12 protein-coding genes are annotated in these 12,750 nt (G+C 70.9%); 3 read left to right on the top strand and 9 right to left on the bottom strand.

Going from position 1 to position 12,750, the window contains the following annotated elements:
- The first annotated feature begins 88 nt into the window (after nucleotides 1-88).
- A complete protein-coding gene (locus tag ABKA17_RS31930) occupies nucleotides 89-958 on the top strand; it encodes an alpha/beta fold hydrolase (RefSeq protein WP_353695775.1) in 870 nt (289 codons plus the stop codon).
- Here ABKA17_RS31930 and ABKA17_RS31935 read toward each other — a convergent pair.
- The 8 genes from ABKA17_RS31935 to ABKA17_RS31970 form a co-directional block, all read right to left on the bottom strand.
- Nucleotides 953-1,609, bottom strand: coding sequence for a hypothetical protein (locus ABKA17_RS31935; protein ID WP_353695776.1), 657 nt, complete (start codon nucleotides 1,607-1,609; stop codon nucleotides 953-955). The genes ABKA17_RS31930 and ABKA17_RS31935 overlap by 6 nt on opposite strands.
- 125 nt (nucleotides 1,610-1,734) lie before the next feature.
- Nucleotides 1,735-2,640, bottom strand: a complete 906-nt coding sequence (locus ABKA17_RS31940) for a S1 family peptidase (RefSeq protein ID WP_353695777.1) — start codon at nucleotides 2,638-2,640, stop codon at nucleotides 1,735-1,737.
- A 210-nt stretch (nucleotides 2,641-2,850) separates the two neighbouring features.
- Complete coding sequence (locus tag ABKA17_RS31945) at nucleotides 2,851-3,642, bottom strand: DUF1684 domain-containing protein (protein ID WP_353695778.1); 792 nt, start codon at nucleotides 3,640-3,642, stop codon at nucleotides 2,851-2,853.
- A 4-nt stretch (nucleotides 3,643-3,646) separates the two neighbouring features.
- Complete coding sequence (locus ABKA17_RS31950; RefSeq protein WP_353695779.1) at nucleotides 3,647-4,939, bottom strand: NtaA/DmoA family FMN-dependent monooxygenase; 1,293 nt, start codon at nucleotides 4,937-4,939, stop codon at nucleotides 3,647-3,649.
- Nucleotides 4,936-5,985 (bottom strand): LLM class flavin-dependent oxidoreductase, encoded by a 1,050-nt coding sequence (locus ABKA17_RS31955; RefSeq protein WP_353695780.1) that lies wholly within the window; start codon nucleotides 5,983-5,985, stop codon nucleotides 4,936-4,938. The genes ABKA17_RS31950 and ABKA17_RS31955 overlap by 4 nt, the downstream gene beginning before the upstream one ends.
- On the bottom strand, nucleotides 5,985-6,746 hold the full coding sequence (locus ABKA17_RS31960) for an amino acid ABC transporter ATP-binding protein (RefSeq protein ID WP_353695781.1): 762 nt from the start codon (nucleotides 6,744-6,746) through the stop codon (nucleotides 5,985-5,987). The genes ABKA17_RS31955 and ABKA17_RS31960 overlap by 1 nt, the downstream gene beginning before the upstream one ends.
- Nucleotides 6,747-6,777: 31 nt before the next feature.
- Nucleotides 6,778-8,547 carry an FAD/NAD(P)-binding protein gene (locus ABKA17_RS31965; protein WP_353695782.1) on the bottom strand — a complete coding sequence of 590 codons (1,770 nt, stop codon included), beginning with the start codon at nucleotides 8,545-8,547 and terminating at the stop codon, nucleotides 6,778-6,780.
- The gene (locus ABKA17_RS31970) at nucleotides 8,544-9,401 is read right to left on the bottom strand and encodes an amino acid ABC transporter permease (RefSeq protein ID WP_353695783.1); all 858 of its coding nucleotides are present in this window, start codon (nucleotides 9,399-9,401) and stop codon (nucleotides 8,544-8,546) included. The genes ABKA17_RS31965 and ABKA17_RS31970 overlap by 4 nt, the downstream gene beginning before the upstream one ends.
- 399 nt (nucleotides 9,402-9,800) lie before the next feature.
- On the opposite strand from ABKA17_RS31970, the gene ABKA17_RS31975 reads away from it, so the two are divergent.
- Nucleotides 9,801-10,745 carry an ABC transporter substrate-binding protein gene (locus tag ABKA17_RS31975; protein WP_353695784.1) on the top strand — a complete coding sequence of 315 codons (945 nt, stop codon included), beginning with the start codon at nucleotides 9,801-9,803 and terminating at the stop codon, nucleotides 10,743-10,745.
- A gap of 79 nt (nucleotides 10,746-10,824) precedes the next feature.
- Here ABKA17_RS31975 and ABKA17_RS31980 read toward each other — a convergent pair whose 3' ends face one another.
- Nucleotides 10,825-11,982, bottom strand: coding sequence for a DUF5685 family protein (locus tag ABKA17_RS31980; protein WP_353695785.1), 1,158 nt, complete (start codon nucleotides 11,980-11,982; stop codon nucleotides 10,825-10,827).
- Nucleotides 11,983-12,270: 288 nt separating this feature from the next.
- Here ABKA17_RS31980 and ABKA17_RS31985 point away from each other — a divergent pair, with 288 nt between their 5' ends.
- Nucleotides 12,271-12,711, top strand: a complete 441-nt coding sequence (locus tag ABKA17_RS31985; RefSeq protein ID WP_353695786.1) for a cell division protein SepF — start codon at nucleotides 12,271-12,273, stop codon at nucleotides 12,709-12,711.
- Nucleotides 12,712-12,750 lie beyond the last annotated feature (39 nt).

Here is a 12,750-nt window from a genome sequence, read left to right on the forward strand (position 1 = left end):
ACGGCCCCCAGGGTCCGAATCAGGCGCTCAAGGTGTGTACTTCGACGGTAACTCCGCGATGTACACAAAGGGGAGACGGAGGACACAGGTGCTCGACGGCATACAGACGAGGGACGGCCGGTGGCTGACGGTCGAGGAGTACGGCGAACGGGACGGCACACCGGTGGTGCTGCTGCACGGCACCCCGGGCTGCCGTGCCGGAGTGGTCCCCGAGGACGTGGTGAAGGCACACCCCTGGGTGCGGTTCATCGCCTACGACCGTCCCGGCTACGCGGACTCCGACCGGCACCCCGGACGCCGGGTCGCCGACGCCGCCCGGGACGTGTCGGATCTGGCCGACGCCCTCGGCCTCGACCGGTTCACCGTCCTCGGCCGCTCCGGCGGCGCCCCGCACGCCCTGGCCTGCGCCGCGCTGCTGCCGGGGCGGGTGCGGCGGGCGGCGGCCCTGGTGTCCCCCGCGCCGCCGGACGCGGCCGGGCTGCACTGGTTCGAGGGCATGGCGGAGTCCAACGTCGAGGACTACACCCTGGCGCTGACCGACACGCTCGCCTACGCCGAACGGCTCTCCGCCCGGGCCGCCGACGTCCGCCGGGACCCCGCCCAGCTGCTGGTGACCATCCGCGACGGGCTCACCGAGGCCGACCGGCGGATCGTCTCCGACCCGGCCGTCGGCGAGATGCTGCTGCGCAACTACCGCGAGGCGCTGCGCACTTCGGCGTACGGCTGGCTCGACGACTCCCTCGCCCTGCTGAGCAACTGGGGCTTCGACCCGGCGGACATCACCCGGCCGGTCCTGCTGTGGCACGGCGCCCACGACAGGTTCTCCCCCCTGGGCCACTTCCGGTGGCTCCTGGACCGCGTCCCCCGCGCCCGGCCCGTGCTGGACCCGGACGCCGGGCACTTCGGGGCGATCGAGGCCCTGCCCGCCGTACTGGAGTGGCTGTGCCCGGCGTCATGAACCGGGGCGCTCCATGCGGGCGCCGCGCATCAGGTCCATGATCCGTTCGTGGCTGTCGCCCACGGCGTCGGCGACCCGCAGTCGCACGCGCAGCTGGTCGATCTCGTCGATGAACCGCCGGCCGTACGTCCCCGCCCGCATTCCCCCGTTGCCCAGGGGGAATCCGGCGCCGGTCAGCCGAAGGTAGTAGTCCTTGCCCTGGACGAGCCCCCGGTCGGCGAGCTCCGCCAGTATCCCGGCGTGGTCGGTCCACACGGTGGGCTCCTCGCCGCGCGGCACGAGGCAGTAGTCCACCTGTTCCACCACCGCGTGCTGCGAGCCGCCGTTCACGATCTCGACGCGCCAGCCGGGCTCGTCCGGGCCGAGGTCGCCGACGGTCCAGGCGGAGCTCCAGCCCATCGCGGGCCGTACCGTCCGCCCGTACTGGGCCCGCCCGAACACCGCCGCGAGCGCCACCGCCAGCAGGGCGCCCAGCGGGTTCATGTCCATCAGGCGCAGTCGCCAGGGCCACTGCCCGGCCAGGTCGCCGGTGATGTTGGACCGCACGATCTCCCACAGCAGCACCAACGTCAGCAGGATCAGCAGCACCAGCGGTGCCACGAACAGCAACGCGCTGCGTGCCACCCGCCGTTGCCGGTCGTCGAACTCCAACCTGCGGTCCTCTCCCCCGTGTTGGTGATCGACGATAGCGAGCCCCCGCACGCCAGACGCGTGCGGGGGCTCACCAGGTGCCGGCTGCGATTCAGGCCGTACAGGTGCCGATGTCCTGCCGGGGCCTAGTAGACGCTGACGCCGTAGGCGCTCAGGGCCTCGGTGACCGGCTGGAAGAAGGTCGTGCCACCGGAGGTGCAGTTGCCGCTGCCGCCGGAGGTGAGACCGTACGCGGTGCCGTTGCTGCCGTAGAGCGAGCCGCCGGAGTCGCCGGGCTCGGCGCAGACGGTGGTCTGGATCAGACCGCCGACGACGTCACCGCCGCCGTAGTTGACGCTCACGTTGAGGGCGGTGACCCGGCCGCTGTGCGTACCGGTGGTGGAGCCGTCACGGATGACGGTGGTCCCCACGGCCGGCGTGGCCGCGCGGGTGATGTCCACCCCGTTCGCGGTGCCGGGCCGGCTGACGGACCCGGAGTAGCGCACGATGCCGTAGTCGTTGCCCGGGAAGCTGGAGCCGGCGGTCGAACCGATGACCGTGGTGCGCCCGGAGTTGGAGTACCAGGTGCCCGCGCCGTCGGTGCAGTGACCGGCGGTCAGGAAGTACTGGTTGCCGCTGCTGTCCTGGACGTTGAAGCCGAGCGAGCAGCGCCAGCTACTCGCATAGATGGCGTCGCCGCCTTGGATGAACTTGCTGAACGTGCCGTTGGTCCGCTTGATCGTCAGCGCGTCGGCGTTGGCGCCGGCCTGCCGCTTGATCTTGGCGATCTCGGCCTTGGAGACCGTGCTGTCGACGGTGACGACGACACGGTTGTTCTTGCTGTCGACGGCCCAGGCGGTGCCCGGGACATCGGCCTTGAGCACCGAACTGTTGGCGCTCTTCAGCTCGTTCGCGCTGAAGGGGGTCGCGTCCGGGGCGGCGTTCGCGTTGGGGATCGCGATCGCGGCGGCGGCCACGAGTCCGGAGGTGACGGCGATCAGCCGGGTCCGTCTCGTAATGCCGCTGCGGGGGGTGGTGCGCTTGATCCTCACTTTTCGTTCCCTCCCAGGGAGGTTGGGGGCCCGCGTGGGGTCGGGGCCCGTGAGGCGCAGCCAGGGGGAAGAATGTCCGGATTCCGAACACGCCGTGCCCCTGACAAGCGCTGTGGGGGAGTATTCGGCCGAACGACCGGTAGCCGCAAGGGCGCCTTTCGGCCGTCAACCGTTGAACCACCCATGAACTCCTAAAGAAGTGACCATGCCTCAGAGCAGGGTGCGCTCCCCCGCTTCGACAGCGATGTCCAGCGTATTGCCCGGCGGCGGGAAGGGGCAGATGAAATGGTCGGCGAAGGCGCACGGCGGAAGCACCGCACGGTTGAAGTCGACCGTCACGCGCCCCTCGGCGTCCGGCGCGGCGGGCCTCAGGAAGCGGAAGCGGTAACTGCTCGACCCGCTCGTGACATCGCCGAAAACCGCCCACAGCGAACCGTCCGCCTCGACGGTCACCTGAAGCGTCAGCTCCCGCCCGTGGAGGACGAACGCCAGCTCCCCGCCGAGCCCCAGTCCACGCCGCCGCCCGTCCGCGTTCTCCACGCGCACGGTGCGACGGTCGCCGTACGGCGTGAAGCGCCCCGGCACCGACCAGCGCGGATCGTGGGGTGTGGCGTCGATGCCCCGGAACGCGCGGCGCGCCTCGGACGCGGGGTCGAAGTCCCGTACGCCCCAGACCCCTTCGCGGACCAGCACGACCAGCCGCCGCTCGCCGTGCCCGACGCGGGCCGCGTCCACCGCTCCCGGGTCGGCGCCGAGCCTCGCCTCACCGCTGAAGGGGTCGCCGTCGACGGTCAGCCCGTCCGCCGCCACGGCCTTGAGCAGCACGGCGTCGCCGTCGGCGGCCCAGGTCCCGGGTATGCCGGGAAGGCGTCCGTCGGGATGGTCCTCCAGCCAGTGGGTGCCCGTGAGCGCGAGCGGCCCGTAGGGCGCGGACACCGTCTCGACGCGGTGCTCGTGCCACTGCTTCCACGCGTCCGAGGTGTCCGACGCTTCCGAAGTCATGTGATCAGCCTTTCTCTACCGGCTCGTTGAGACCGAGATGTGAGCGCAGGGTGGTTCCCTCGTATTCCGTGCGGAACACCCCTCGCTCCTGGAGCAGCGGCACCACCCGGTCCACGAACTCGTCGAGTCCGCCGGGGGTGAGATGCGGGACGAGGATGAAGCCGTCGGCGGCGTCGAGCCTCACGAACTCCGTCAGTTCGGCGGCGACCGCCTGCGGGGTGCCGATGAGGGACTGCCGACCGCCCGCCTCGATCACGGTCTCCCGGATCGACAGCCCCTTCTCGTTCGCCAGTGCCCTCCACTTCTCGGCGATCGCGAGCGTGTTCCCGCGCCGGGTCCGGCCCTGGGTGAGCTCCGGCTCGGCCACCGGGTCGATGTCGGGGAGCGGGCCGTCCGGGTCGTACGAGGAGAGGTCTACGCCCCAGATCTGCTCCAGCGTGAGGAGCGCGGTCTGCGGGGAGACCTGCTGCCGGCGGATCCCGGCAGCCTTCTCCTGCGCTTCGGCGGCGGTGTCGCCGAGGACGACGGAGACACCGGGCATGATCTTCAACTCGTCAGGGCCGCGGCCATACTTGGCGAGGCGCCTCTTCACGTCGGCGTAGAAGGCCCGCCCCTCCGCCAGGGACCCCTGCCGCGTGAAGATCACGTCGGCCGTGGACGCGGCGAACTCCCGTCCCTCGTCGGAGTCCCCGGCCTGGATGACGACCGGATGCCCCTGCGGTGAGCGCGGCACGCCGAACTCGCCCGCGATGTCGAAGTGCTCTCCCCGGTGGGCGAACGGCCGGGGCACCCCGTCCGGTGTCCAGGAGTCCCACAACTCCCGCGCGGTGGCGAGGAATTCGGCGGCCCTGGTGTACCGGTCGGCCCGGTCGAGGAAGCCGCCGCGCCGGAAGTTCTCCCCGGTGAAGGCGTCGGAGGAGGTCACCACGTTCCAGGCGGCGCGGCCGCCGCTGAGGTGGTCCAACGTGGCGAACCTGCGGGCCAGTTCGTACGGCTCGTTGAAGGTCGTGTTGACCGTGGCGGCGAGTCCGAGGCGCTCGGTGACCGCGGCGAGCGCGCCCAGCACGGTGATCGACTCGGGACGTCCGACCACGTCCAGGTCGTGGACACGGCCCTTGTGCTCGCGCAGCCGCAGCCCCTCGGCGAGGAAGAAGAAGTCGAACAGCCCGCGTTCGGCGGTGCGGGCGAGGTGCTCGAAGGAGGAGAACTCGATCTGCGACCTGGACCGCGGATCGGCCCATACGGTGGTGTTGTTGACGCCGGGGAAGTGCGCGGCGAGATGGATCCGCTTCCTCATGACCGCTCCCCCGCGTACTGGTTGGCGGGCCGGGTCAGGCCCAGGTGGTCCCGGAGCGTGCTGCCCGGATAGAACGTGCGGAACAGGCCCCGGTGCTGGAGCAGCGGCACCGTGCCGTTGACGAGCCGCTCCAGGTCACGGTGTGGTTCGGCGGGCGTGAGATGGAAGCCGTCGACGGCGCCCTGACCGTGCCAGGCGGCGATCAGCTCGGCGAGGTCGACGGGCCCGCCCCGGTACAGCGGGCCCTCGGCCGTGCGCCGGGGGCCGCCTCCGCCGTGGCCCGGCTCGGCCGCGTGCTCGCCGCCCCCGAGGTCGACGAGGAGGCTCGCGAGAACCCGCAGCTCGCCGGGGTCACGGCCGAACCGTCCGGCGTCGGCCCGGAGTTCGGCGCGCACGGCGGCGGCCTGCGCGGCACTCGCGACCCGCACGAGCGCCACATCGGCGTACCGCGCGGCCGTCCGCCGGGCATGCCCCTGCGTGACGTCGATGACCCGTACCGGATGCCCCTGCGGGGGCCGGGGCACGATCGACGGGCCCCTGACACTGAACCCCGTGCCCTCGAAGTCGACGTGGTGCAGCCGGTCCCGGTCGACGAAGCGGCCGGTCGGCACGTCCCGGATCTCGGCGTCGTCCTCCCAGCTGTCCCACAACCTCGCGGCCACGTCGGCGACTTCGCCGGCCTCCTGCCACAGCGCGTCGACGGGGGCGGCGTGCCGGCGACCGAAGAGGCGGGCCTCGCCCTCGGTGGCCGACACCTCCAGCCGCCAGCCGGCCCGGCCGCGGCTGACCCAGTCGAGGGTGGCGACGGCCGCCTGGACATGGAAGGGCTCGGTGTGCGTGGTCGTCACCGTGGGCACCAGGCCGATCCGGTTCGTCCTCGGCGCCACCCGGGACAGCACGGCGAGCGCGTCGGGGCCGGGGCGGGCGAAGCCGTCGTCCAGGGTGACGAAGTCGAGGACGCCGTGTTCGGCGAGGCGGACCAGGTCGACGTAGGAGTCGGCGTCGTACACGGTCGGCTGGTCGATCGCGGCGGACAGATGCAGCATCACAGCACCTTCGAGAGGAACGCCCGGGTCCGGTCGTGCCGCGGCGAGTCGAGTACGTCGCCGGGCGGGCCCTGCTCGACGATCCGCCCGTCGTCCATGAAGACCACCGTGTCGGCGACCTCGCGGGCGAACCCGATCTCATGGGTGACGACGATCATCGTGGTGCCCTGATGGGCCAGGTCCTTGATGACGTCGAGGACCTCGCCGACCAGCTCGGGGTCGAGCGCGGAGGTGGGTTCGTCGAACAGGAGCAGCCGGGGTTTGAGCGCGAGCGCCCGGGCGATGGCGACCCGCTGCTGCTGTCCGCCGGAGAGCTGCCGGGGGTAGGCGTCGGCCTTGTCGGCGAGCCCCACCCGGTCGAGCAGCCCGCGCGCGTCCTCGACGGCCTCCTTGCGCGGCCGTTTCAGCGCGGAGACGGGCGCCTCGACGATGTTGTCCAGGACGGTGAGGTGCGGGAAGAGGTTGAAGTTCTGGAAGACGAAACCGATCCGGGTGCGCTGTCTGAGCACTTCGCGCTCGGGCAGCTCGTACAGCTTGTCGCCGGAGCGCCGGTAGCCGATCAGCGCGCCGTCGACGCTGATCGCGCCGGCGTCCACCTTCTCCAGGTGGTTGATGGTGCGCAGCAACGTCGACTTGCCGGAGCCGGACGGGCCGAGGACCACCGTGACCTCGCCGGTGCGCACGGCGAGGTCGATGCCCTTCAGCACTTCCAGCGAGCCGAAGCTCTTGTGGACGGACCTGATGTCGACCATCACGCTCATAGCGGTGAACTTCCTTGCCGTAGTGGGGGTTTCAGGCGGCCGCGCGGTCGGCGAGGGCACTCAGGAACGTCAGCGCCGCCCGTGCCGTCGCGTCGTTCTGCCGGAACGCGGGACCGCCGGTGCGCGGCCGGGTGAAGGCGCCGGAGGTACGGCCTTCGGTGAAGGGACCGAGCGCGAAGCGCCGGGGGTGCGGCCGGCCGGACCGGTCGAGGATCCGCCCGTCACCGGGGTCCACCCTCAGCAGTCCCTCCGGGGTCTCGACGGCCCCGTCCTCCCGCAGCGCGCGCAGCAGGGCGTCCCGGGCCCGGCCGACCGTGGGTTCGGGCAGCCGCGCCTCGACCAGCGCCCGCGTCTCGACGGAGTACCCCGGCAGACTCGCGCTCGTGGCCCGGAACAGCCCGTCCTCGGCGGTCACCGAGACATCCGCGCCGAGGAACCTGACGACACCCGCCCTCGAGAGAGCCATGAGCTGCCGCAGCCGGGGTCCGGGCGGCCCGGAAGCCAGATAGCTGAAGAAGCCGTGCCACCAGGAGCCGGTGCCGCCGAGCCGGATCAACTGACCGTAGACCGACAGCAGCCCGAGGAAGACCGCCAAGTCCGGGCTGTATGCCGGATCATGACGTCGAGTCAGATCCCGCTCCACATATCCCCGCAGCCCTTCCTGAAGCTCCTCGAACGACCCGTACCGCACCCCCTCCAGCGGACGGTCGAGCGCCTCCAGGTCCAGCCGGTCGGCGGGATCCGGCACGGCGGACGCCACCAGCACCGCGCGCTCGGCCTCGTCCGAGGCCGCGTACTTCTCCTCGAAGTCGCCCCAGGACATCGTGGTCCGCTCCGCGTGCACCGTGAACAGCCGGTGGTAGTGCGCGAACCCCAACTCCTTGGCCACCAGCGGCCACACGTCCCGCCGGAAGTCGAACCCGCCGGGCCTGGCGAGCAGTGCGTCGACCTCGGCGGGCCCGAAGAACCGGGGCAGCGGGGGCCGCTCCCCCGTCCAGTCGTAACCGATCTTCGAGTGGTACGGCACTCCGCGCCGCGAGCCGACGTACAGCACGGGCTCCCGCCCGGACGGCACATAGGTGTCTCCCTCGTACCGTCCGCCCCGGCCCTCCGTCAGCAGCACCATCAGGTCGACGAAGGCGAGCCCGAAGCCGCGGACGATGACCGGCTCGCCGGGGGCGAGGGCGGACAGGTCGCTGTCGGCGGTGAAGTCGGGAGGGAGGTGGACGAGGTCGTGCTCGACGGCGTGGGCGGCCAACGACCGTTGCTCGTCGTCGAGTTCGGCGTCGAGGTGGCCGAGGGCGAGGACGACGAGGTCGGCGAGGAGCGGGCGCGGGCGGCCCTCCAGCCACACCTGCTGACGTCCCTCGCGCGGACCGCTGACCCGCAGGGCGCGCCGGGGGTGGTGGTGCACCCGTATCGAGGGAGGCAGCGCGGCGACCGCCTGCTCGTGCACCCAGCGCAGATACCCGCCCTGGAGCTGCCGGTCGGCGAAGGTGGCGCCCTCGATGCCGGCCCACTCGTGCAGCGTGGGCCCGGGACGCACCGGTCCGGCCATGTCCACGGTCTCGTCGGTGAACATGGTGACGTCCTCGGCGTGCGAGTTCATCCACAGCAGCGGCGACTGGGCCTCGCGCCAGATCCGTCCGGCGCCCGGCGGATGGGGGTCGACCAGATGGATGTCCAGGCCCTCGATGTCCGTCCCCGAACCGCCGTACAGGTCAGGCGCGTTGGCGGCGATCCGCTCGATCAGGCCGGTGCCCCGGGGGCCGGCCCCGACGATGACGAGTGATGCCCTCATCGCGACCGCTCCGAACCGCGCGCGTAGTGCCGCTCCAGGTAGTACTGGCCGACGCCGAGCACCGAGGTGACGAGCGTGTACCAGACGGTGGCCACCATCAGCAGCGGGATGACCTCGTAGGTGCGGTGGTAGACGAGCTGCACCGAGTAGAGCAGGTCCTGCACGGCGATGACGCTGACGATGGAGGTGCCCTTGAGGGTGCCGATCAGCATGTTCCCGGCGGGCGGCACGATCGAGCGCATCGCCTGCGGCAGCACGATCCGCCACCAGCGCCGCCACCGGCTCAGCCCGAGCGCCTGCGCGGCCTCGATCTGGCCGCGGTCGACGGAGAGGATGCCCCCGCGCACCACCTCGGCGGCGTACGCGGCCTCGTGCAGGGTGAGTCCGATGACCGCGACGGTGACCGGCCCGAGCAGATCGACCGTGCGCACCCCGAGGATCTGCGGATACAGCGCGCCGATGTTGAACCACAGCAGCAGCTGCACCAGGATCGGGATCGACCGGAACAGCCAGACATAGCCCCAACTGACGCTTCTGAGAACGGGGTTGGACGACAGTCTGGCCGCCGCGAGCAGTGCGCCCAGCACAAAGCCGAGCGCCATCACGACCGCGGTCAGCCACAGGGTGAGCCACAGTCCGCGCAGCACGGCCGCGGTGGTGAAGTACTCGGCGACGACATCCCACTGGAACGCGTCGTTGCGCAGGACGGAGTTGACGGCGAGGGCGAGCAGGACGAGGACGGCGACGGCGGCCGTCCACTGTCCGACCCGGCGCTGCGGGACGATCCGCAGGTCGGCGGCGTGTTCCGGGATGTCCGGTGCGGCGGCTGCTTTGGCGAGGGTGTCGGAGGACATGAAGGCTCCGTGGCGAGTGGGTCCCCTCCCGCTCGAGCGAGGTCGAGCGTGGGGACGGCAACGAACTCGGGTGGATGCCTTCACACGGATGCGGCCGAGCCCCTCAGCAGGGCCGCCTTGTGAGACTACGGGTCTGTTTCCCCTCGCTGTCAAGGTTGTCCGCACTGTGAGCCGTACGTCTCAAGTCGGTTGACGCACAACCGGATGCCTGTTCCACTTACCCCATGCATCCGCAGCAGTGGCTGGTCACGCGCTCCCACATCGACTTCGGTCGAGTGTGGTCCTCTTCCTGTTGAGCCGACCCCGCTGACTGCGCTTTTTCTTCTTCTTTCTTCTTCGCCTTCACACGCGCGCCCTCCCCTCATTCAGCGCTTCTCGCTCCCAGGAGAACCTCCTGCCATGCGCACACCCACGCGTGCCCGAAATGCCCTCCTAGCCCCCTTCGCCCTCATCACCGCGGGGACTCTGTTCCTCACGGCATGCGGCTCCGGCACGGACGACGCCGTGAACGCCGCGGCCAAGTCCGATGAGATCCCCACCACCGATGTCGTCTCCGCGATCCAGAAGGACCCGGCGGCCGCGAAACTGCTGCCCTCCGGAACCCGGACCCTCACGCTCGCCGTCAGCATCTCCGGCCAGCCGCCCGGCACCTCGATCCTGGACGACGGCAAGACCCTGGCCGGCCAGGACGTCGACTTCGCGAACGCGGTCGCCAAGGTCCTCGGCATCACCCTCAAGACCCAGCAGGCCGGCTTCGAGGCGATCCTCCCGGCCCTCGACAGCGGCAAGTACGACCTCGGCGTCGGCAACTTCGGCGTCACCGACGAGCGCCGCAAGACGATCGACTTCGTCACCTACATCAACGACGGCCAGGGCTTCGCCACTCGCGAGGACAGCAAGCTGAACAAGGTCACCGACCTCAAGCAGCTGTGCGGTCTGAACGTCGCGACCGGCGCGGGCACCACCTTCGAGGCCACCCTGGAGGAGAACAAGCACGTCTGCACCGACGCCGGCGAGAAGGCGTACCAGGTGCAGACGTACAGCGAGCAGGGCGCCATCTGGTCCTCGCTCCAGCAGGGCCGCAGCGATGTCGTGATGTCGACGATCAACGGGCTTCGCTACGCGGTCGCCCACCAGGAAGGCGTGAAGTTCCTCAACGAGTTCCACCGCCTGGACGTCGGCTTCGCCTTCAAGAAGGGCACCGCACTGGCGCCCGCCTTCCAGGCCGCCGTGAACAAACTGCTCGCGGACGGCACGTACACCGACATCCTGAAGAAGTGGGGCACGACGGGCTCGGCGATCCAGAAGTCCGAGATCTCACCACCGGAGCATAAAGACACCTAGGGGCGCGGGGAACTGCGCGACAGGCCACCACGCACCCGCGGCCGCCGAACAACCCGCACCCCTACGTCTCCACGTCGAATCAGCAGTCGCACCCGCACCCATCGCAGCAACAACCGTCCCCGCAGCAGCTGCAACAGTCACAGCAGTCGCAGCAGCTGCCGCAGTCGCACTGGCTGCACAGCCCTTCGCGGCGCTGCCCGGTCCACGGGTCCTCGAACTCGCCGCAGCACATCTGGCACGTACAGGCGAGCCCCAGCCACACCGCACACCCCGCGAGCAGCCCGCGCCGGTCCCGGCGGGGCGGCTCCGGGGGCGGGAAGCCCGGACCGCCGGGCCCGGGAGGCGCGTAGGGGTGGGACAGCTCGGCCGCGTGTCCGCAGGAGGAGCTGCCGAAGGCCCGGTCCACGGACGTCCGCAGCTCGTGCACCAGCAGCACGTGCGCCAGCTTCGGGTCGCTGAACTCTGCCTCCCGCAGTGCGAGCCGAATCCCGTGCACGGCGTCGTCGGCGAGCCGCCGGGCCTCCGCCAGGGAGGTGCCGGTGGCCGTGAGCGGATTCCACGCACCGGCCGCGGCGTCGGTCTCCCGGTCCTCCACGGCGTCCAGGAGATGCGCGAGCCGGCCGAAGAGGCGCCCCGCCTCGGCGAGCGGCTCGGTGTTGCCCGGCCGTCCGGCGAGGATCGCGGTGTGCGCGAAGGCTGCCGCGGTGGCCGTCTCGGTCGGTTCGGTGACGGTCAGGATCGGCGTGCCGAGCCCAGCAAGGCTCTCGATGCCGAGCTGCCGGTCCACGGCGTCGACGAGCACCGCGGTGTCGAACCCGACCGCGGAGCCGCTGCGGGCGCCCGCCGCTCCCCAGCTCGACGCGACCCGGCGCGCCGCGAGCGCCACCGGCCTGCGGGCCAGCAGCCCGTCCCCGTCGGCGACATGGTCGCGGACCTTGGCCGAGGCGAGCACCAGCGAGACGGCGGCCGAGAGCCGCGCGCCCTCTCCGGCGGCGACGGACGCGGTCCGCATTCCGCGCAACGGGCACGGTCCCGCCGTACGCCGGCCCGAGGAGACGCGGTCGGCCTGAGCCTCCGTCAGAACCGAGATGAGCAGGCCGTCGTAGTTGGTGACGATCCGAGCGAACTGCCCGTGGTCCTTGCGCAGCGCGAGACACAGCCCGCACAAATGCGCCATCCACTGCGTCTTGAGATTTTCCCCGAGCCGATGACGGCAGGGCCTGACGATTCCGAACATGACGATCCCCCGTGGTTGGTACGACGTTGAGCGGCGGCATCGTATCGGCCCTCGTTCACCCGTACGCTCCGCCCGTCACCCATACGCCGTGAAGAATCATATTTCACTCACAGTCAGCAGCCGTATGGGAAACGGCCCTTGTGAAACGCGGGCTCTCGACGGATGCGCTGTGCACCAGTACCGTCACAAACCCCCCGCGCGGCGTCTATCCACATGGCGCGTCATCCGCATCATGGATGACGATAGGGATACGTAAAGAGAGAAAGACCGCTGTGAGAGGAGGCGTCCATGGGATCGGTGCGCAAGGCGAGTGCCTGGCTGGGCCTCGTTGACGACAACGATGACGAGCGTTACTACGACGACGACGGCTACTCCGAAGGAACCGAGCCCGGGGATGCCTGGGTCACCGACCCGCGGGTCAAGGTGGCCTCGGACGTCGCCGAGGAGAAGGGCCGTCGCATCGGCACGGTCACCCCCGACAGCTTCCGGGACGCGCGCGCCATCGGCGAGCTCTTCCGGGACGGGGTCCCCGTCATCATGAACCTGACCGCGATGGAGGCGACCGACGCCAAGCGTGTCGTCGACTTCGCCGCCGGCCTGATCTTCGGGCTCCGCGGTTCCATCGAGCGCGTGTCCACACGCGTCTTCCTGCTGACCCCCGCCAACACGGAGATCGTGAACGGCGCCCCGGCCGCGCACCGCACGGACGGCTTCTTCAACCAGAGCTGAGGCAGGGCCGCTCACCGGCCCTGCCCCCGCGCAGGGTTC

The organism is Streptomyces sp. RG80 (assembly GCF_040446465.1).
In the GTDB taxonomy this organism is placed as follows: Bacteria; Actinomycetota; Actinomycetes; order Streptomycetales; family Streptomycetaceae; genus Streptomyces.